Below are 20813 nucleotides of genomic sequence, written 5' to 3'. Positions count from 1 at the left end.
TGGAATTTTATGTTTTAAAAAACATTTTATTGTGAAAACTAGAACAAGAAGAAACCTATAATTCCAGAGATAAAAATCACGTATATTGGATCAATTTTGGTTTTTGTAAATAAAAGAAATGCAACTATAGATATTAAAATTTGATAGAAACTGCTTATGTTTGTAAGGAGCGATATGAAGGTAAGTGAGATCAAAAAAATAACACCAAATTTAAGTGCTGTTATAAATTCTTTTGGAAGTCTATCACGGACTATAAAAAATAGTGTTGTAAATGTAATAGGTGCAACAAGCACTGCAATAGAATTTAAAATGGCACCTGTTATTCCGTACATTTTTAGCCCAACGTACGTTGCCGTATTGAGCATTACAGGTCCTGGTGTCATTTGAGATATTGAAAGTATTTCTTTGAATTGTTCGGGAGTTAACCAATTATTAGAGAGAACAGCATCTTTAATTATACCAATAATTGACCAACCACCACCAAATGCTATAAATCCTATTTTTACAAATTCTAAGAAAACTCTTAGCACTTTACACACCTCTCATTTGTTAATTAAGTAAAAAGAAATTCTCTCTACACGAGAGAATTTCTTAAAGAAAAAATTTTTTATTCTTCATTTTTAGGTTCTGTCCAAGACATAAAATCGCAATCTGGGTTGGTACATGTCCAATATGTTTTACCGTTTTTACTTCTTCTCATAACTACCAATGAACCACATTTTGGACATTTTGCCTGGGCTATTTTATATCCTGAAACTGTAAAATCACAATTATCACATTTGAAGTAGTATCCATATCTACCTTTTTTTCTGACTAGATGGCCACCACATTTTGGGCATGAATTTTCTGAAATGGTTTCATTTGCATGATTTTCGAGTGCCTGTGCAATGAACATTTTATTTTCTATTAGAACCGCATTTATTGTATTATCTATACTTTTATTTGTTTTGCATTTTTCACAATTTAAATATAATCCATACTTTCCAATTTTTAATTTGTAATTTTCTTCTTTACAATCTTGACAAGGTAAATCTGTTTCATAGTCAATAGTGTAAAACTCTTTTTGTGCGGTTGAAAGGTATTTTGAAAACTCAGAGTAGAATTTATCTAATACTTCTTTCCATTCTTTTTCTCCTGATTCTACTTTATCTAATTCTTCTTCCATTAATGCGGTAAACTTTTTGTCAACAATTTCTGGGAATCTTTTTGTCAAAAAGTCTTCTACGGTAAATCCGAGTAATGTAGGAATGAGTTCTTTTTTTTCTTTTTTTACGTATTTTCTTGCAAGAAGTGTAGAAATTATAGTAGCATAAGTACTTGGTCTTCCAATTCCTTCTGCTTCTAAAGTTTTTACTAAACTTGCTTCTGTAAATCTTGCAGGAGGTTTTGTAGTATCTTTTTCAATATTTACTTTTGATACTTTATATGTTTTTCCTTTTTCAAGCTCTATTTTTTCTTCTTCCTTGCTAGAAGTGTTATATATTTTTTCAAAACCATCAAAGATTAGATGAGAATATGTTGTTCTAAATTCATATTTTTCGCTTTGAAAAATAAATGTTCTTTCTTTATATTTTGATTCTTTCATTTGTGATGCCATAAATCTTTCCCAAATTAGTTTGTATAACTTATAGTAATCACTTGATAGTAAAGATTTTGCAATATCTGGAGTTATTTCTGGATTAACGGGCCTTATACATTCATGTGCATCTTGAACATTTTTTGAGTTTTTCTTTTTCTTTTTTGAGCCGCCAATATATTCTTTTCCAAAGTTTTTTTCTATAAATTCTTTAGCCATTTGTTTTGCTTCTTCTGATACACGGGTTGAATCAGTTCTCATGTATGTAATAAAAGCAAGATGACCCTCTTTTGTATCAATACCTTCGTACAATGCTTGTGCAATTTTCATTGTTTTTGAAACAGGAAAACCTAACTTTGTAGCTGCGTCTTGTTGCAGCGTACTTGTAATGTAAGGATTTGGAGGAGATTTTTTTCTTTCTTTTTCGACTATATCTGAAAGTGTTACCTGTTTTACATTACTTTTAATATCTTCTGCAATTTCTTTTGTTATATTTTCCTGTTTGATTTTTTTCCCGTTAATGCTCCAAAGATTTGCTTTAACTTTTTTTATATTAATAGATACTTTATAGAATTCCTTTGGTTTAAATAAGAATCTTTCTCTTTCCCTATCACAAATTATTTTCAGCGCAGCAGATTGAACTCTTCCAGCGCTCATAGCTCCTTTAATTATTTTCCATAGTAATGGACTTATTTTGTAGCCTACGATCCTATCTAAAATTCTTCTTGCAAGCTGCGCGTTAACTTTTTTTATATCTATTTCTCTGGGGGTCTCCACAGATTTTTTAATGGTATTTGGAGTAATTTCGGTAAATACTATTCTATTTTTCCCTTTAAGGTTGAAGATTTGTGAAAGGTGCCAAGCAATAGCTTCTCCTTCTCTATCCATATCTGATGCAAGAAGCACTTCTTTTCCTTTTATTTCTTTCTTTATACTTTCAATTACGTTTTCTTTACCAGGAATAATTTCAAATTCTGGTTCAAAATTATTTAAGTCCACACCAAATTTCTTTTGAGGTAGATCTCTAACGTGTCCTTTTGAAGATATAACCTTATATTCATCTCCAAGAATTTTTTCAATAGTTTTAGCTTTTGCTGGTGATTCTACTATGATCACTTTCTTTTTTTTGGACATATTAACCCCTCTCATCGTGTTTTAATAAGATTCTTCTTCCAAGACTTGGATCAAAATCACTCCAGATTTTTTCTGGGTTTATTTCAAGTTCTCTTTCTTTGATGTTATGCATCCTGTTTAATTTTGAATCCATGTTTTCAATCATATGCAGTACATAAGCTTCTGGAGTCTTTGGTAGAACTGGAGAACCCCATTCAAGCTCACCGTGGTGAGAGAGTATCATATGTAGTAGCTTTTCTGAAAGCTCACTGCTAGCATTTATTTTATTCAATTTTTCCTTTACTATATCAAATCCACTTACGATATGACCAATTAATTCTCCTTTTTGTGTTAGCTCAATACCATGTGAAGATATTTCATAGTCGTATATTTTTCCAATGTCATGTAATAAAGCACCTGTTATTAGAAGATCTCTATCAAGCCATGTGTATATTTTTGATACATTTTCACATATACTAGCAACTGTTATACTATGCTCTGCAAGACCACCTACATAATTGTGGTGAACTCTAAGTCCTGCAGGTGCACTCATAAATGCTTCTGATAAATTTTCATCATTTTTAAATATTTCTATTAGTAATTTTTTTAGAGTATCATTTTTTATTGTATCAATGAAATAACTGATTTTAGTTTTGGCACTTTCTGAGGACATCTTAGATTCCGATACAAATCTTTCAATGTTGTATTCATCTTCATTGAGAACAATGATATTTGAATCTTCTAAAATGTTTAATTGTATTCTTCCATCGTATATTACTACCTTTCCTTGTGTCCTTACAACATTTCCAACGTTTATTTTAGCATCATTTTTTTCTGCATTAAACCAGTCAATGGCCCTAAGTATACCCGTTTTGTCTTCAAATGTTAAAAGTAAATATTTTTGCCCATTTTTAGTTTCTAAAAGTCTTTTACTTTTTACCTTTACTATTGTTTCAACTTTTGAATTTATGTAATTTTCAAGTTCTGAGATATAAGGTTCTCTAAATTTTTCGATCAGTTCTTTAGGTAACTTCAAAATTCCACCCCTTTGTAAATTCTAGGCACCCTTTCTGAAATTCTGCAGGTAACCTCATAGTTTATGGTTCCAACCTTATCAGCAATTTCTTCTGCGCTGATAAATTCATTTCCCTGTCTTCCTATTAGAATTACTTCATCGCCTATTTTAACCTCATCATCTGCTTCTACAACAAATTGATCCATACAAACCCTTCCCAAAATTTTTCTTCTTTTTCCATTTATCAGTACTTCCCCATTATTTGAAAGATGTCTCCAGTATCCATCTGCATATCCTACAGGTATGGTTGCTACTTTCATATCATAAGGTGCAGTAAATGTTCTTCCATAGCTTACGGTTTCACCTTTTTTCAGTGTTTTTACGTGAGATACGACACTTTTCCACGTCAAAACTGGTTTTAAATTTTCATCTTTTACTTGATTGCTTGGCATTAAGCCATAACTTGCAATACCTATTCTTACATAATTTCCACAAGATATGATTCCCGATAATGAGGCAGCACTGTTATTTGTATGCTTTATTTTAACAGGTAAATCAACCTCTAAAAATTTTTCATATTGTTTTTTTGTAAATTCAATATCTTCTTTCTTTAAAGAGTCTGCTACGGCAAAATGTGTGTATGCACCTTCAACTTTAAATCCATATGAAATTAATTTTTCGTAAACTTTCATAGCATCTTTTGGCTCAATTCCAACTCTATTCATACCGGTATCTATATTTATATGAACCTTTGGCTTTTTGATTAAATCCTTATATTCTTCAACCTGCTCATTTGAAATTATTGTAATTGTAATATTATTATCAGCTGCAATGGGAACAAAGTCTTTATCCAGATAGTTAAAAACTAGAATATTGGTATTTATCCCATTTTTTCTTAAAATTAATGCTTCTTCCAAAAATGCAACTGCAAGATAATCAATCCCCATTTTTTCTGCAGCTTTTGCTAACATTACTGCACCGTGCCCGTAGGCGTTAGCTTTTATAACGGGCATTACCTTTGCCGGGTTACATTTTTTTTGAAAGTATTTAAGATTATCAATATAGTTATTTATATTTATTTCCGCAAACGTTCTTCTACTTTCCGTACCCATCCCCCCAATGGCAAAAATGTGTATTTTTTTCCTTCAGACCTTATTTTAACACAAAAAAAGGAAATCTGAAAAGATTCTATTTTACTTATCTCAAATCTTTTTTTATAAAATATGCTTTTAAATATAATGAATTTATCATCTATTTCAAACTTGTAAGTTATTGCTTCTAAAAAAAGCACTAATATAGCTGAGTATGATAAAGTGATTAATAATAAAGGGATAATATTGATGGGGAGAGTCAAAAGGTAGGCAACAATTAGTGTTGAAATAATAAATATTATGATTAAAGCTAGTCTATACAAAAAAAACAAAGCGGGTCCCCCCGCTTCATTATGCTTCGATTGATTTGCTGACGTATCTTTTTACCTTTCCTGCGCTTAGACAGTCGGTACAAACCCACATTCTTTTTACTGTTCCATCTTCTCTTAAGACTCTTACTTTTTGTAAGTTTGGTCTGAACCATCTATTTGTTCTTCTGTTTGAATGCGATACGTTCTTTCCGGAAACGGGTCCTTTTCCGCAAATTTGACATTTTGCCATTTTGCTCCTCCCCTTTCTTCTATTTAATAATTATTAATTATCTACTCTGACACAAACTATATTTTACACTTTTGTTTTTACTGTGTCAATTTTTTTAATGTAAAAAATGTGTTTCATTAATCAAAAACCCTTATAGCTTCGGCAGGACTTATTTTTTGTGCAAGGTTTGCAGGATAAATTGTAAATATACTTGTAATTAAGTAAATACCTGCAATTATTTCAATTATTTGAATCCATGGGATAGTTATTGAAAAGTCAGGTAATTCGCTTGAGATCATAGTAGTTAAATCCATGGTAATGAAGAATGTTGTAATTATTGCTGTTAATATAGCAATAGTAACTATTAAAAATGCTTCGGTAATAAAGAATGAAAAAATAGTTTTTCTATTTACTCCCAAAGCTTTTAGAGAACCTATTATTCTTTTTCTTTCATATACGTTCTTTAGGCTAAGAATTGTAAGTCCAGAAAAGCCGCTTATAAAACCAAAATAAAATAGTTGTACAGCGACATTTATAAAGTATTTTATACTCAAGAATACTTTATTAAGCTCTTCAGTAACATATAATGGGGCATCGAATTTTTCATATATTGTATTTTTAGCTTGATTTACGTATTCATCTTTTACAACCCCGGCATATCCTTGTAGGGCACCAGATACCTTTTTATCGTAAACAAATATTCCATCGAATGGGACTATAACATTTTTGGGATCAAAAGTATCGACTACTTTAAAATTTTCGTAAAATCTGGCACTTATACCTGGCAGTATTCCTTTTATCAAAAAAGTATAGGTTGAATCCTTAGAAAAGATTTCTTTATTTGCTATTCCTTCCTTTAAAGATAAGTCATTAACTTTTACATTTTCAATTTTTAAAGATTTTTCAATGCCGCTTTTTGCAAGTATAATCGTAAGATTTCTATTATCAAGTTTTGCGTTTACAAGTTGTATTTTTACAAGGTTTTCAAACATTGATTTAAAATTTTCATCTGTTTCGTAGTAATCTGTTTTGAAAAAACTTTTTAATGGGTTTTCTATAATTAAAAAGTTATAACCTACAATTCCGCTATCAAGTTTTTTGTCAACATAATTAAAAACGCTACTTGGAATAACAGCTGTTAAAAGTATTACAAGAGTTATTATTGCATAGACAAAGAATACTATGTAGTTTCTCATTTTTTGTTTTTCAATGTATGAAATTGCAAGTATGTTTGAAAGGCTATAGAATTTTCTAATAACGTTTTTTATTAAAGGAAGAATGGAAAATATTATTACTACACTTGCCGCTAAAAATATTCCTGATCTTGCAAGATAATCCCATCTTTCTCCCGTCCCTATTTTGTTGTAAATGGTGAGAATGGAAAGGACTCCCGCAAGAAGTTGCACATAACTTTTTTTAAAGAAAACAGATATTAAGATTATTAGCACAGACAGTGAATAAAGTGGATTAATAAAAAAGAAAGCTACAACGATTAAAAATGCTAATATAAATACCCATCTTTTTTTAGGTAGTATTTGTTCTTCTGAGAGAAGAACGACTGGTGGAATTTTAGAAAATGAAATGCTTCTAGTAATTAATAATATTATTGGTAAAATAATTGAAATTAAAATCCCAAGGAAAATTGATTTATATGTTATCACGTATGGAATTTTTTCAGCAATAGTTGTGTCTGATGATGCAATATTTGGAAGGTTATTTACAAAAGAGAGCAGGTACCTACCAAAAATAATTCCAAGTAGTGCTCCAACAATTGAAGAAGAGATTATATACATCAATCCTTCCAAAAAAAGGATAATACCACTTTTTTTCTTTGAAAGTCCCAATGCTCGTAAAGTTCCAAGTGTTTTTCTTCGATCTTCAGCAAGTACACCGAAAAAGTTTGATATGAATAAAAAGCTGCTTAGTATAGAAAATCCACTGAATCCAAGAAATAGATAGCCTATAACTTTATTTAATGGTGAGTATTTCAAGTTATATTTGGTTGGAGTGGTTCTTAGATCAAGGTCTTTAGAGAGCTTTTCAGAAAATTCTAGATGCTTTTTTAAATCAAGATTTAATGATATAAAGACAGTATTTGGAGCGTTATATGTGTACATTCTTAGATTCAGCATCAAGTCTTTTGGAATAAAAATACTACCATTTGTCATACCAGTTTCTCCACGGAAGTTAAATTCTTCAAGTCCAATGTGATCAATTTTTAATTCTTTACTTCCGCTTGGAGTTATGATTGTTATTGTGTCGCCTTGTGTTATGTTTAGAGTTTTTGCAAGATCACTAGATAAAATGATTCCATCTATATCTTTTTTTGAAAATTCCTTTATTTTTTCATCATAACCGATGGCAAAAATATCATAAAAATTGCCATTATGTTTTATTCTTGAAGACACCAGATAGGTAAAGACGAAATCTTTTACAACACCTTCATTTTTATATTTATTAAGATATTTTTCTACTTGTTCCACATTTAGTGTTTTTGGAAAAAAGAATGTATCACTTTTATCTTTTGCAACAATGTCTATATTTCCAAAATTATTTCTTAATTTAGAATTAAACCAGCTATTTACAGAATCGTTCAATGAAAGAGCTCCAACAACCAACATTGTTGCGATCATACTTCCAAGTATTACAAGCAAAGAGAGTTTAAAATTTGAAAAGAAGTTTCTAAAGGCTATTTTTATCATAACGTATCACCCTAATAAATTACCGCACAATATGTGCGGTAAAATTTCATGATTCATCAAGCATTTTGAATAAAAGCTTTAAATATCTACTTCTTGAAGGATGTCTTAGTTTTCTTAAAGCCTTAACTTCTATTTGTCTAATTCTTTCTCTTGTTACATTAAAATATTGTCCTACTTCTTCAAGGGTTTTTGCTTTTCCATCTATAAGACCATACCTCATTTTAAGAACCAACTTTTCTCTATCATTTAATGTTTCAAGAACTTTATCTACTTCTTCACGTATTAACATTCTCATTGCTTCTTTCTTTGGTGAAGCGATCGTTTCATCTGCGATAAAGTCTCCTACAGTTGAATCATCGTCTTCACCAACTGGTGCCTCAAGAGAAGTTGTTTCTTTTGCTGCTTGTAGAATTTCCTCAACTTTTTCTACAGGTTTTCCGATTAATTTTGCAAGTTCTTCAATTGGTATTTCTGTTCCATGTTCTTGATAATACTCTCTCATTATCTTCTGAACTTTATTTATTGTTTCTACCATATGTACTGGAACCCTTATAGTTCTTGCCTGATCTGCTATTGCACGAGTAATTGCCTGACGGATCCACCATGTTGCATAAGTTGAGAATTTATAACCTTTTTTCCAATCAAATTTTTCAACGGCCTTTAAAAGACCAACATTACCTTCTTGTATAAGGTCTAAGAATGAAAGACCTTTTCCGACATATCTTTTAGCTATACTTACAACTAGTCTTAGATTAGATTCTACCAATTTTTGCTTTGCCCTTTCATCTCCAAGTTGTGCGCGTCTTGCAAGTTCTCTCTCCATTGACTGACTTAAAAGTGGAATCTTTCCAATGTCTTTTAAGTACATCTTTATTAAGTCTTTAGTTGCCATATTGTCATAAAACTTTGGAGATTCTTCTAAGAAATCTTCCAAAGTTACATCTTCAATTCCATCGTTTGTACTTTCTTCAGTAATTGCAACATTGTTTTTTTCAAGCTCTTCGTAGACTTTTTCTAATACATTTCCATCAAACTCATCTGCCTTTTCTGGCGGGAACATCTTGTCAATATCTTCATATGTAACAAAGCCTTTTTCTTTTCCAATAGCTATGAGTTTTTCAATTTTTGAATCTAAAGAATCTACAGTTTTTTTCTTTGCCATCAGGAGTTCACCTCCCAAGTTTTTTGAGCTTTCTAACAAGTTCCATTCTTGTTTGTAAAAGCACCCTTTTTTCTTCATCTGTTGCTGAGTTTAAATATTTATCTATTTCTTCTATCCTTTTTTCTAAAGTTTTTTCTTCAATTTTTTTCTTTACTGTGTTTATATACTCTTCATTTATTTCAAATTTTTCCATTTTTTTCAATATATTTTCAATATATTTTTGCAAATCTTTGGACAATTTTTCAAATGAAAAGTTCTTAAGATTTTTTAAAGATTTAATGAATTCTTGGGTAAGTTCATTAAATATTTTCAGGTTTAGTTCTATATCAACTTTCGGATTGTTTAAAAGTAAATATATAACCATTTCATCTAAGGTTGGAAGATTAGTTTTTTGTTTTGGCTTAGGTACAGAAACGGCTATGCTCGTTTTTGATATCCTTTCAGCAGTTTTTCTAAATGTTTCAAGTTTTTCTGGAAAATTTTCGAATATTTTTTCCCAGTTTTTGAGTTCTCTTGTATAGAGAGGTATTGCATTTGAGTTGTTTAAATCATAGTTTTTGCTTAAAACATAAGGGATAAATTCTTCAGCTGGTATTGCTTCTTTTAAGAAAGAATATAGTCCAGAACTACCTTGAGTTTTGTAAATTTCGTCAGGATCTTTTTCTTTTGTTTTTCCAGCAACCATAACATTAAATTGCATTGAAATTAGTATTTTTATACTTTGAAGAGCTGCTTTTACTCCAGCACTATCAGTATCAAAAGCTAAGATAACATTTTGGGTAAGTTTTTTAATAGAAAAAGCGTGAAATTTTGTAAAGGCTGTTCCAAGTGTTGCAACGGCGTTTTTAAAATCAGCTCTATGAAATGCAATAGCATCAAAATAGCCTTCACAAATAATGGCAAAATCTGCAGTTTTAATTTTGTCTTTTGCAATATCTAGTAAAAAGAGGGTTTTCGATTTTTTAAAAAGATCTGTTTCATATGAATTAAGGTATTTTGGTTGACCTTCACCTAAGAGTCTTCCACCAAATGCTATAACATTTGAATATTCATTTTTAATTGGTATTATTAATCTTCCTTCAAATTGATCATGATTTGAAAAACCAAATTTTTTCAAGGATTTAATATCTAATTTTTTAGCAATTTTTTGAGGGATTTTAGAATTTATAGGTGAAAAACCAAATTCATATTCCTTTATTTCTTCTTCACTAAAACCTCTTGAAAATAAATAATCAAGGGCAATTCTTTCATCAAATAACTTTCCCATATATTCTTTATGAAGTTCTTTATAAAAATTAAAGTATAGCTGTTGAAAGCTATTCGATGAGCTGTATTCAATTTTTACTCCTGCTTCGTCAGCCAGTTTTTTTAATGCTTCCATGAATTGTATACCTTCAATTTCCTGAACAAACTTAATCACATCCCCAGACGCTCCACAGCCAAAGCAGTGGTATGTCTTAAAGGATGGATTTACATAGAAGGAAGGTGTTGTTTCTGTGTGGAAAGGACACAAGCCACGATAACTATTTCCCACTTTTTGTAGACTTACATAACGGGAAATAAGTTCAACTATATCAATTTTTGATTTGATTTCTTCAATAGTGTCTTTAAGAATAAGTAATCACCTCTTTTAAACGAGGAAAACGTGGCAGTATTTCTACTGCCACGGTGAAGTTATATAGCAAATAAGGAATATTAACGTTTGGAGAATTGAGGTGCACGTCTTGCTTTTCTGAGACCGTATTTTTTCCTTTCGACCATTCTTGGGTCTCTTGTGAGAAGGCCTTTTTCCTTCAATGTAGGTCTGAGGTCAGGATTGTATTGAAGTAATGCACGTGCAATACCAAGTCTTATAGCGCCTGCTTGTCCAGATTTTCCTCCGCCTTGAACTCTTATAAAGAGATCAAAAGAACCTTCAAGGCCGGTTACTTTTAATGGCTCAAGAGCATGAAGAGTCCAAACTGAATTTTCAAGGTAACCATTTAAATCTTCATATTCTTTATCATTAACTGTAACTTTTCCATTACCTTCTTTTAAATATACCCTTGCAACTGATGTTTTCCTTCTTCCAGTACCCATGTAGTATTCAGCCATTTTCTACATCCCTCCTTGATTAAAAATTCAATTCAATTGGTTTTTGTGCGCTATGTGGATGTTCTGAACCTGCATATATTTTAAGTCTTTTTAATGCTTTTCTTCCAAGAATCGTTTTTGGAAGCATTCTTTTAACAGCAAGTTGAATGAGTTTTTCTGGGTTTCTTTGTTGAAGTTGTCTTGCTGTAAATTCTTTAATTCCTCCAGGATAACCAGAGTGTCTGTAGTAGATTTTTTGATCCCATTTCTTACCAGTTAATTTAATTTTGTCAGCATTGATTACAACGACAAAATTTCCACAGTCGACATGTGGAGTCCAGTTTGGTTTATTTTTTCCCATAAGAACAAGAGCAATTCTTGTTGCAAGTCTACCAAGTGTTTGACCTTCTGCATTTATTAAGTACCAATCTTTTTTTACTTCTTCTTTCTTTAATAAAGTTGTTTTTTGTATAGGCAACGTTCTTGCCATTGTTATTCCTCCCTCCTTATATTCTCGCTTCATCTGGTTCTAAAATGTTTTTAACGCGTCTATGAATTATTCCATTTATTACTGAATCTATAGAAAATTTAATTGCATTAAAGCCAATAATCCATGGCAGAAGTTTAAATACTTCTTCCAAAGGAATTTTCCAATAATATGGAACTACTATCATATTCAAAAGTGCCATTCCACCAGTTGCAGCGACAGTACCAATTATGTAGCCTAATATTTCTCTGAATCTGTTCTTTTTTCCATATATTATTGCAGCAGGAACGATAAACAAAGCTCCGGCTGCAAAATTCATAGCAATTCCGACTATATCTTGTGATTTAAATATGAAAAACAAAATATCTTTTATTGCTAGCACTATTACTCCAACAGTTGGAGAATATATAAAAGCAGTTAATAATACTAAAATATCGCTAGGATCATATTTTAAAAAGTTAACTGCTGGAAATATTGGTATTTCAATATACATTACTACAAATGCAAGTGCAGCAAACACCCCTATAATTGCCACTTTTTTGGCGTTAAGCATAAATGCCCCCCTTATTTTTCTTCATATACGCTTACGTATTTTCTGTTGTTTCTAACTTCAAATTTAACTACACCATCTTTGAGTGCAAATAGAGTGAAGTCTCTTCCCATACCAACATTTTTACCTGGCCAGAATTTTGTTCCTCTTTGTCTGACAATAATAGTGCCAGCTAAGACCTTTTGACCGTCGCCTCTTTTAACTCCAAGATATTTAGGATTGCTGTCGCGTCCATTTTTGGCAGTACTGCTTTTTGCGAAAAGCTGTATGTTAATTTTCATCATTGCTCACCTCCAGTTTAAGGTATTTTGGGTATTGTTCCTCTAAATCTTTTAAGGTATCAATTAATTCGTTTACAAATATTTGGGAAGTATTATCGTGCGAAATATTTTTTACATCTAAATATCCATCTTTTATTTTGACAGATGCTCCATTTTTTAACAGATATCTTGCCGTGTGCTGAGCAATAACACTTACTGCTGCACAAACAATATCTTTACCTTTTTGAGCATACATTGAATGTCCTGTTATTAAAAACTTTTCAAAAAACCCGTTTTCTTTAAAAAATTTACACGTAATCATTTTACTTGGATTTCTTCTACTTTAATTGCGGTGTACCATTGTCTGTGACCTTTTATTCTTCTATAGTTCTTTCTTGGTCTAAATTTTCCAACTACAACTTTTCTTGCTCTGCCGTGTTCAACAATAGTTCCTTTAATTTCTACATTGTCAAGATATGGTTTTCCAACTAAAACTTTTCCATCATCTGTTTTTACCATAAGGACTTTGTCAAGTTTGACTTCTTCTCCTTCACCTTTACCGACAACTCTTTCAGTGAAAAAGACTTTTCCTGGTTCAACACGAAACTGTTTTCCACCGCTTTCAACAATAGCGTACACAAAGTTCACCTCCTCAGTTTTTTTGAAATAAACAACCGCTGGAACATGTAGCCTTTTTTCGGCGTTTAAGACACGTTCCAGGCGACTATAACCTAAGATATTTTACCATTTTTGATGAATATTTATGAAAACATTCTGTTAATATTATTTTTCTCGACGTTAACACAAGTGAGCTGTATGTAAGGAATTAGAGGTGTGTAAAAAAGGTTAGTTATTAGGTGAAAAAGATTAAAAAATGAATTATGAATTTAGAGTGAAGAGAGATGTGGATAGATTTTTCTTTTTAGTCAAAGATTCAAATAATGTATCTTATCAACTCACATTTTTCAAAATTTAAGAAATTTATTCCTCATAGGTAGATTCTAAACTTATTGAGGCAATCACAAAGAAATTCGGTAGAGAAGTACGTTTTCATTCCTCATAGGTAGATTCTAAACGAGAAAGGAGAGAGGCAAGAAAAGCTGCTGCTCAAAGAAGTGTTTTCATTCCTCATAGGTAGATTCTAAACTGGATGTAATTTACAAGAATAGAGCGTTAAAAGCAAGATATGTTTTCATTCCTCATAGGTAGATTCTAAACATTTAATAACAACGTTGCTTTAATAATGTACGAAGCATACAGTTTTCATTCCTCATAGGTAGATTCTAAACCGAATGGACGTGGCGTAATTGCCACGTTTGTTATAGTTTTCATTCCTCATAGGTAGATTCTAAACGAATATTCTGAAATTGACTTCAATAAGATTTACAACGTCGTTTTCATTCCTCATAGGTAGATTCTAAACGTTTTGAGCGAATACGATCCATTTTTTGTACCAGATTAGTTTTCATTCCTCATAGGTAGATTCTAAACACTCCGGGACAGATGATAACCATTTTAGAAAAGACGCCCCTGTGGGTTTTCATTCCTCATAGGTAGATTCTAAACAAGCTACAAACACCTGATATGGTACAGCTGGGAAAGTTTTCATTCCTCATAGGTAGATTCTAAACTATTATGTTGAATTCGCAGAACCAATCGAAAGTATGTTGTTTTCATTCCTCATAGGTAGATTCTAAACTAGCAGGTTTAGCCTGCAAAAACTAAAAAGGAGGAGAAAGTATGGTTTTCATTCCTCATAGGTAGATTCTAAACGCGGCAAAAATAGGGAGCAAGCTTAAAAGATTTGCATTGTTTTCATTCCTCATAGGTAGATTCTAAACCCGTAATAATTATAATATATACAAGCAAACCCGACAAGTAACGGAATCTTTGAGCTGAAGTAAACGAAATGTAAAACCTTTTATTTAAGAGCTTTTACGAAAAAACGGGTATAAAAAGATCTCCTGGAAAGTTAGATAATTTTTGTGGTTTAACATAAAAGTTACAATAGTCAAAAAATAAACATATTATTTTTGAGGTATAAAGAATTTAGTTACAAGAAAGTTAATATTTTTTATTGTGTTAATTTAATATATTCAAAAATATCAGTTAAAAAATAATGTATATTATTTTTAATTAATATTACAAGAATAAGATTAAATTTATTTTTAGATTTGAAAAAATAGTAAAATAAATATGTTGTGATTAAAACTGTTTTTAAATGATATTATATTGCATAATATGCGTTTTTTTAATTCCTCCAAAAACGTTCATAATACAAACTAACTTATGGTTACAATTTACTTTTGATTAACTATATAATAACAATATAGTTAATTTTATTTTTAGTGTTGATGCTAATTTTTTGATTTTACAATGTAAAAGTTATAGGATACAAATAATATTTAAAGTTTTTAATCTTTTGTTTTAGACAATGAAAGAGAAAATTGGTATAATAATCTTGATAATTCGTAAAGCTAAATAATAAAAGGGAGGAGAACGAAATGGAGTTGTGGGGAGCAATATTTCACTTTTTTGCAGATTTTTTTAATGCTTTTGTAAAACCTCTTGCCCCTCATTTTATTGACAAATTAGGAATTGATAACAAAACATTTGCAAGCTTTATAGCTTTACTTGGTGGTATTACTTCTATATTTCAAGTGTTTTTTGGTATGTATTTTGATAAAATAAAAAGAGATGGTATTTATATAACTATAATTGTTGTATTAGAAGTGTTTTTGGTATCTTTTTTGGGAATTGTAAAATCATCTATTTTATTTTTCTCTCTTGTGGTTGCCATTAGGCTTTTAAATTCTATGTTTCATCCTCTGGGTGCAAGCTTTGCTGGAAGACGTTCTAAAGGGAAGCATGTTGCCTTATTTTCAGTTGCAGGAACATTAGGTGCCGGTATAGCACCAGTCTTTATAACTTTTTATCAAGAAAAAATAGGAATTGAAAAACTATACTTTTTAACGTTATTTTTTATTCCAGTTCTTTTACTTCTTTCCCTCAAGATATTTAACTATGAAAAACCAGTTGAAGCAAAAAAATTAAGTTTTAAAGGTGATATATTCAAACTTTGGCCTATTTTTCTAATAGTTTCATCAAGAAGTTTTTCTATGGATATATTTCATACATATATTCCAATTTATATGAATGAGGTTGGAAAGTCTTTAGTAGTAGGTGGTTCAATATTAACATTTGGAATGATGTTTGGAGTTTTTACTAATTTCTTTGGTACAATTGTACTTGAAAAAACTAATGATAAATTTACCAATACTATTGGTTTTGTAGGAATGGGAATATTTGGACTGTTGTTCGTATTTGTACCTAATTTGTGGTTAAAAGTAATTTCTTTTATCTTGTTTGATGGCTTTAGCTTTTTTACAATGTCTTCTAACATTGTTTCGGCTCAAAAACTTTTACCAAATAATAAGGCTCTTGCATCTGGAATTTCAATGGGATTTTCTTGGGCAATAGGAAGTTTCCTTTCAAGTGGTTATGCAGCGATATTCGGTAATAACACAATATTCATGTTTTTGAGTGCAAGTGTTTTTCCGCTATTAACTATATTAATATATAATTTTGGAGTGAAAAACAAATAAAAAGTGGAGGTATTTATCTTTGAGAATAATAGGTGTTGATCCGGGATATGGTATACTTGGATATGGGATCCTAGAAAAGAATAAAAACAGAATTTCACATGTCACGCATGGGGTTATAACCACTGAAAAAGATGTTCCAATGTATAAGAGATTGGGGTATATATATGATAGATTTGTGGAGCTATTGGAAGAATATTCCCCAGATGCTTGTGCAATTGAAAGCTTGTTTTTCTACAAAAATGTAAAGACAGCCATCCATGTAGGAGAAGCTCGTGGAGTAATTCTTCTGGCCTCTTCGCAAAGGAACATTCCTTTGTACGAGTTTACGCCTTATCAGGTAAAGAATAACGTTACCGGATATGGAAGAGCAGATAAGAAACAAGTTCAAAAGATGGTTAAAATGCTTTTAAATTTAAATGATATTCCAAAACCCGATGATGCCGCCGATGCATTGGCAGTTGCTTGGTGCCTTGCAGTTGAAATAAGAGCATAGGGAGGATAAAAAATGAAATATGTTTTTCCAAATTTGAATATCCCTATTACAAAACTTTCAGAATATTTTAATCTGGAACTTTCCGGTGAGATTGTAAAAATTGTATACGATACAAAATCTCAATCGCTTACTTTTTACTTAAATGAAGCGATTGGAGATTTAGAAATTTTAAGTGAGAAGTTGAAGATGTTTTTTGGAGTCGATGTGTTTTTAGAATATAGTTTGCCTGAGATAAATAAAGAGAAAATATTGAACATGCTTAATGGTAATGCTCCTTATGTAAAAGATGTTGAATTTCTTGAAAATGAAATAGTTATTAAAGCCTTTGGTGAATTTGCAGCTAAAAAAATAGAAAGTAAATTAAAAAGAATTGAAAGTTTAACTAAAAAGAATGTTAGAGTAGAAATAATTGAAGAGGAAATAAGTTTTACTCCTCCAAAAGTAGAAAGTTCTTTGAAAACATTTGAAGATGGAAAAATAAAATATTATTTTCCATCAACTATTTCAATGAATGCAAAGGGAGTTTTCTTAAGAGGAAAGGTTTTTAAAATTGAAAAGTCCGAATATGGATATCCGGTATTAAGTATATATGTTACAGATAACAAAGATTCCATACTTGCAAAAGTATTTGAGAATGTAAATAAAATAGAGACCTTGGTTTCCGTAAATAATTGGTATTATTTTAAGGGATCGATGAGCGTTGATAGAAATGGGGAGTTTTATTTTTCTGTTAAAGAAATTTACGAAGATCCAGAGCCAATTGAGAGAAAAGATTTATCACAAGAAAAGAGAGTGCCCTTGCATGTTCATTCAAAAATGAGTGATTTAGATGCAATTATAGATATAAAGGAATTTGTAAAAAGAGCAAAAGAATGGGGTTGGAAGGCAGTTGCTATAACGGATCATGGAAATGTACAGTCTATACCATATTTATATGAAGAAGCTAAATCCAACGAGATAAAACCCATATTTGGAACTGAAATGTACTTTCTTAATGAACCAGGAGATATTGTAAAGAATTTAGACAAAGATTATGTGATTAAGGATTGTGTTTATACAGTCTTCGACCTTGAAACAACAGGTACAAACGCACGATTCGATGAGATAATTGAATTTGGTGCAGTAAAGTACAAAGATGGAAAAATTATTGATACCTTTAAAAGTTTTGTAAAACCAAGCAAAGATATAAATGAATTTACCCAAAAACTTACTGGAATAACAAATGATATGTTAAAAGATGCACCAGGTATAGAAGAAGTTTTTCCAAAATTTTTGGAATTTATAGAAGGTACTGTTCTTGTTGCACATAATGCAGACTTTGACTATGGATTTATTAGGGAAGTTTACAGGAAAATGTACGATAAAGATTTTATAATGCCTTATCTTGATACATTGAAACTTTCAAGGGTAGTTTTGAAAGGGAAGGTTAAGTCTTTCGGCCTCGGAAAACTTGTTGAATATTTCAAACTTGGACCATTTAAGCATCACAGAGCTTTTGAGGATGCAAGTGTGACTGCAGAACTTTTTGGTAAATTAATTGAAATATTAGGTAAGATGGGAATAAATAGTTTAAATGATATAAATAAACTAAAAGCAGGTACTTCTATTTCCAGTATAAGGACAAAGAGAGTATTTAATCACATAACTATCTTAGTTAAAGACAAAATAGGATTGAAAAATTTGTATAAATTAGTTTCAGATGCACATGTAAAATATTTCAAATATGTGCCTTTTGTTCCAAAGAATGTTTTAAAAGAATATAAAGAAGGGTTGATATTTGGTACAGGCTGTGAGCAGGGAGAAATTTTTGAAGCATTAAAGGGTTCTGCAACCGATGAGGAAATAATTGAGCTTTTAAAAGAGTATGATTATGTTGAGATTTTCCCGCTTAGTACTATTGTTTCAGTAAATAAAGAACAGGCAAAGGAGATATTTAAAAGGCTTTATTTCCTTGCAAAAAGGTTAAAAATGCCCGTTGTAATGGTTGATAACGCTCATTATTTAGAACCAGAAGATATAAAGGCAAGGCATGTTTTACTTTCGCCGAAGGAAAAAAGTAATCCACATGATGAAGATCTACGCGATAAAGATGCACAGCTTTATCTTAGAACTACTGATGAATTACTAAAAGAGGCAATGGAAATATTTGAAGACGAAAAAATTGCTAGAGAAATAGTTATAGAAAATCCAAATAAAATTGCAGATATGATTGAAGATATTGCGCCGGTAAAGAAAAAGCTCCATCCACCAATAATTGATGGCGCAGAAGAGAATGTTAGAAATTTATCTCTAAAGAGAGCCAAAGAGCTTTATGGTGATCCACTTCCAGATGTTATTGAAAAAAGGCTTGAAAAGGAACTTAAAAGTATAATTGATAACGGTTATGCAGTTTTGTATGAAATCGCACATCTTATAGTAAAAAAGGCAAATGAAGATGGTTATGTTGTTGGTTCTAGGGGTTCTGTTGGTTCTTCATTTGTTGCATACCTTATGGGTATAACGGAAGTTAATCCACTTCCGCCGCACTATATTTGTCCAAACTGCAAATACCTTGAATTTTCAAAGAAAGTTGGTTCAGGTTATGATTTGCCTGATAAATTGTGCCCAAAATGTGGAACAAAATTAAATAAAACAGGTCAAGATATTCCTTTTGAAGTTTTTATGGGATTTAAAGGTGATAAGGTTCCGGATATAGATTTGAATTTTTCTGGTGAGTATCAAGAAAGGGCGCACAACTATATTGTTGAGTTATTTGGAAAAGATAACGTTCTTAGGGCTGGAACAATCAGTACAATTGCCGAAAGAAGTGCAATTGGTTATGTTAGAAGTTATGTGGAGTTAAAAGATGAAACTTTAAATACAGCGGAACAAGTAAGGCTGGCAGAAAAGGTTGCAGGGGTAAAAAGAACAACAGGTCAGCATCCTGGAGGTCTAATGATCGTTCCGAAGGATATGACCGTATATGATTTTACTCCAATCCAGTATCCAGCAAACAAGAAAGATTCTGAAATGTGTACAACTCATTTTGCATATGAATCAATACATGATGATTTGGTAAAACTTGATGCACTAGGGCACGATGATCCTACAATGATTAAACTTTTATATGAGTATACGGGAGTAGATCCCACCACAGTTCCTATGGATGATAAGGAAACGTTGGAAATTTTTTCGTCTTTAAAGCCTTTAAAAGTAAGAGCATCTGATTTAGGAATGGATGTTGGTACTATTGGAATTCCTGAATTTGGTACCGATTTTGTCCAGGAAATGCTTAAAGAAACAAGGCCAAAATCATTTGCAGAGCTTGTTAGAATTTCAGGGCTTTCACACGGTACCGATGTTTGGCTTAATAATGCGCAAGATATAATTAGGTCCGGAAAAGCAACACTTTCAGAAGTTATTTCTTGTCGTGATGACATAATGATTTACCTTATAAAAGCAGGGGTTGAAGAATCAACGGCCTTTAAGATAATGGAGAAGGTTAGAAAAGGAAAAGGTATTACAAAAGAAGAAGAGGATTTGATGAGAGAGCATAATGTACCAGAATGGTTTATAGAATCTTGTAAAAAGATAAAATATCTTTTCCCTAAGGCTCATGCTGTTGCGTATGTTAGTATGGCATTTAGAATTGCTTACTTTAAAGTACATTTTCCGCTTGCATATTATGCAGCGTTCTTCTCTATTAAGGGAGATGAATTTTCCATTGAAATAATTTTGAAAGGTCCAAATGCTATAAAAAAGAGATTAACTGAACTTAGTGTAAAAATGAAAAAAGATGTAAAGGAAAAGAACGAAGAAAAAGTACTTGAAGCAGCTTTAGAAATGTATTTAAGAGGTTTTTCATTTTTGCCTCCAGATATATTAAAGAGTGATTACAGAAGGTTTTTAATTGAAGATAATAAACTAAGGATTCCTTTAAACAGAATTCCAGGTGTTGGAGATAGTGTTGCATATTCAATTGTTCAAGCAAGAGAAGAAAAAGAATTTACTTCAATAGAGGATTTGAAAAAGAGAACAAAATTAAGTAAAGCACATATAACTACTATGAAAAAATTGAAGATATTAAATAACTTACCTGAAACAGACCAGTCATCGTTGTTTGATTTCTAAAGAAAAACGAAAAAAAAATCAATATTTTATGGTAAA

The 20813-nt window shown here is 31.1% G+C and carries 17 protein-coding genes and 1 CRISPR repeat array; of the genes, 3 read left to right on the top strand and 14 right to left on the bottom strand.

Going from position 1 to position 20813, the window contains the following annotated elements:
• Nucleotides 1-38: 38 nt before the first annotated feature.
• The 14 genes from HNP65_RS02935 to rplU form a co-directional block, all read right to left on the bottom strand.
• Nucleotides 39-530 (bottom strand): chromate transporter, encoded by a 492-nt coding sequence (locus tag HNP65_RS02935; RefSeq protein WP_184618865.1) that lies wholly within the window; start codon nucleotides 528-530, stop codon nucleotides 39-41.
• Between the two features lie 77 nt (nucleotides 531-607).
• On the bottom strand, nucleotides 608-2710 hold the full coding sequence (topA, locus tag HNP65_RS02930) for a type I DNA topoisomerase (RefSeq protein ID WP_184618864.1): 2103 nt from the start codon (nucleotides 2708-2710) through the stop codon (nucleotides 608-610).
• 1 nt (nucleotide 2711) lies between these two features.
• Entirely contained in the window at nucleotides 2712-3725 is a 1014-nt protein-coding gene (locus tag HNP65_RS02925; protein WP_184618863.1) for a 3'-5' exoribonuclease YhaM family protein, read from the bottom strand.
• Nucleotides 3722-4816, bottom strand: a complete 1095-nt coding sequence (gene alr / locus HNP65_RS02920; RefSeq protein WP_184618862.1) for an alanine racemase — start codon at nucleotides 4814-4816, stop codon at nucleotides 3722-3724. The genes HNP65_RS02925 and alr overlap by 4 nt, the downstream gene beginning before the upstream one ends.
• A 330-nt stretch (nucleotides 4817-5146) precedes the next feature.
• Nucleotides 5147-5356, bottom strand: coding sequence for a 50S ribosomal protein L28 (rpmB, locus tag HNP65_RS02915; protein ID WP_184618861.1), 210 nt, complete (start codon nucleotides 5354-5356; stop codon nucleotides 5147-5149).
• Between the two features lie 116 nt (nucleotides 5357-5472).
• Entirely contained in the window at nucleotides 5473-8037 is a 2565-nt protein-coding gene (locus tag HNP65_RS02910; RefSeq protein ID WP_184618860.1) for an ABC transporter permease, read from the bottom strand.
• Between the two features lie 46 nt (nucleotides 8038-8083).
• Nucleotides 8084-9199 (bottom strand): RNA polymerase sigma factor RpoD, encoded by a 1116-nt coding sequence (rpoD, locus tag HNP65_RS02905; RefSeq protein ID WP_126992653.1) that lies wholly within the window; start codon nucleotides 9197-9199, stop codon nucleotides 8084-8086.
• A 7-nt stretch (nucleotides 9200-9206) separates the two neighbouring features.
• Nucleotides 9207-10814, bottom strand: coding sequence for a DNA primase (gene dnaG, locus HNP65_RS02900; protein ID WP_184619017.1), 1608 nt, complete (start codon nucleotides 10812-10814; stop codon nucleotides 9207-9209).
• A gap of 80 nt (nucleotides 10815-10894) precedes the next feature.
• Nucleotides 10895-11293 (bottom strand): 30S ribosomal protein S9, encoded by a 399-nt coding sequence (rpsI, locus tag HNP65_RS02895; protein WP_004101630.1) that lies wholly within the window; start codon nucleotides 11291-11293, stop codon nucleotides 10895-10897.
• A gap of 19 nt (nucleotides 11294-11312) precedes the next feature.
• Nucleotides 11313-11762, bottom strand: a complete 450-nt coding sequence (gene rplM / locus HNP65_RS02890) for a 50S ribosomal protein L13 (protein WP_012580142.1) — start codon at nucleotides 11760-11762, stop codon at nucleotides 11313-11315.
• Between the two features lie 16 nt (nucleotides 11763-11778).
• Nucleotides 11779-12312, bottom strand: coding sequence for an ECF transporter S component (locus HNP65_RS02885; RefSeq protein WP_126992657.1), 534 nt, complete (start codon nucleotides 12310-12312; stop codon nucleotides 11779-11781).
• Nucleotides 12313-12323: 11 nt separating this feature from the next.
• Complete coding sequence (rpmA, locus tag HNP65_RS02880; RefSeq protein ID WP_004101635.1) at nucleotides 12324-12590, bottom strand: 50S ribosomal protein L27; 267 nt, start codon at nucleotides 12588-12590, stop codon at nucleotides 12324-12326.
• Nucleotides 12580-12891 carry a ribosomal-processing cysteine protease Prp gene (locus HNP65_RS02875; RefSeq protein WP_184618858.1) on the bottom strand — a complete coding sequence of 104 codons (312 nt, stop codon included), beginning with the start codon at nucleotides 12889-12891 and terminating at the stop codon, nucleotides 12580-12582. The genes rpmA and HNP65_RS02875 overlap by 11 nt, the downstream gene beginning before the upstream one ends.
• Nucleotides 12888-13208: a 50S ribosomal protein L21 gene (rplU, locus tag HNP65_RS02870; RefSeq protein ID WP_126992659.1), complete on the bottom strand. Its 321-nt coding sequence runs from the start codon at nucleotides 13206-13208 to the stop codon at nucleotides 12888-12890. Before rplU ends, HNP65_RS02875 begins: the two co-directional genes overlap by 4 nt.
• A gap of 338 nt (nucleotides 13209-13546) precedes the next feature.
• Nucleotides 13547-14410: a CRISPR direct-repeat array (repeat unit 30 nt; unit sequence GTTTTCATTCCTCATAGGTAGATTCTAAAC).
• Nucleotides 14411-15073: 663 nt separating this feature from the next.
• On the opposite strand from rplU, the gene HNP65_RS02865 reads away from it, so the two are divergent.
• From HNP65_RS02865 to HNP65_RS02855, 3 genes are read left to right on the top strand one after another with little or no spacing between them, the layout of a single operon-like run.
• Nucleotides 15074-16174 carry an MFS transporter gene (locus HNP65_RS02865; RefSeq protein ID WP_184618857.1) on the top strand — a complete coding sequence of 367 codons (1101 nt, stop codon included), beginning with the start codon at nucleotides 15074-15076 and terminating at the stop codon, nucleotides 16172-16174.
• A 19-nt stretch (nucleotides 16175-16193) separates the two neighbouring features.
• Complete coding sequence (gene ruvC / locus HNP65_RS02860) at nucleotides 16194-16667, top strand: crossover junction endodeoxyribonuclease RuvC (RefSeq protein ID WP_184618856.1); 474 nt, start codon at nucleotides 16194-16196, stop codon at nucleotides 16665-16667.
• 12 nt (nucleotides 16668-16679) lie between these two features.
• A complete protein-coding gene (locus HNP65_RS02855; RefSeq protein ID WP_184618855.1) occupies nucleotides 16680-20777 on the top strand; it encodes a PolC-type DNA polymerase III in 4098 nt (1365 codons plus the stop codon).
• Nucleotides 20778-20813: the final 36 nt, after the last annotated feature.

Source organism: Thermosipho japonicus (genome assembly GCF_014201655.1).
GTDB lineage: Bacteria > Thermotogota > Thermotogae > Thermotogales > Fervidobacteriaceae > Thermosipho > Thermosipho japonicus.
This window is presented reverse-complemented; position numbering and strand designations above follow the sequence as displayed.

Excerpts from the sequence above, each read along its gene's own strand:
- topA (WP_184618864.1), bottom strand. The coding sequence starts at position 2,710 with ATGTCCAAAAAAAAGAAAGTGATCATAGTAGAATCACCAGCAAAAGCT.
- alr (WP_184618862.1), bottom strand. The coding sequence starts at position 4,816 with ATGGGTACGGAAAGTAGAAGAACGTTTGCGGAAATAAATATAAATAAC.
- rpmB (WP_184618861.1), bottom strand. The coding sequence starts at position 5,356 with ATGGCAAAATGTCAAATTTGCGGAAAAGGACCCGTTTCCGGAAAGAAC.
- HNP65_RS02910 (WP_184618860.1), bottom strand. The coding sequence starts at position 8,037 with ATGATAAAAATAGCCTTTAGAAACTTCTTTTCAAATTTTAAACTCTCT.
- rpoD (WP_126992653.1), bottom strand. The coding sequence starts at position 9,199 with ATGGCAAAGAAAAAAACTGTAGATTCTTTAGATTCAAAAATTGAAAAA.
- rpsI (WP_004101630.1), bottom strand. The coding sequence starts at position 11,293 with ATGGCTGAATACTACATGGGTACTGGAAGAAGGAAAACATCAGTTGCA.
- rplM (WP_012580142.1), bottom strand. The coding sequence starts at position 11,762 with ATGGCAAGAACGTTGCCTATACAAAAAACAACTTTATTAAAGAAAGAA.
- HNP65_RS02885 (WP_126992657.1), bottom strand. The coding sequence starts at position 12,312 with ATGCTTAACGCCAAAAAAGTGGCAATTATAGGGGTGTTTGCTGCACTT.
- rpmA (WP_004101635.1), bottom strand. The coding sequence starts at position 12,590 with ATGAAAATTAACATACAGCTTTTCGCAAAAAGCAGTACTGCCAAAAAT.
- HNP65_RS02875 (WP_184618858.1), bottom strand. The coding sequence starts at position 12,891 with ATGATTACGTGTAAATTTTTTAAAGAAAACGGGTTTTTTGAAAAGTTT.
- HNP65_RS02865 (WP_184618857.1), top strand. The coding sequence starts at position 15,074 with ATGGAGTTGTGGGGAGCAATATTTCACTTTTTTGCAGATTTTTTTAAT.
- HNP65_RS02855 (WP_184618855.1), top strand. The coding sequence starts at position 16,680 with ATGAAATATGTTTTTCCAAATTTGAATATCCCTATTACAAAACTTTCA.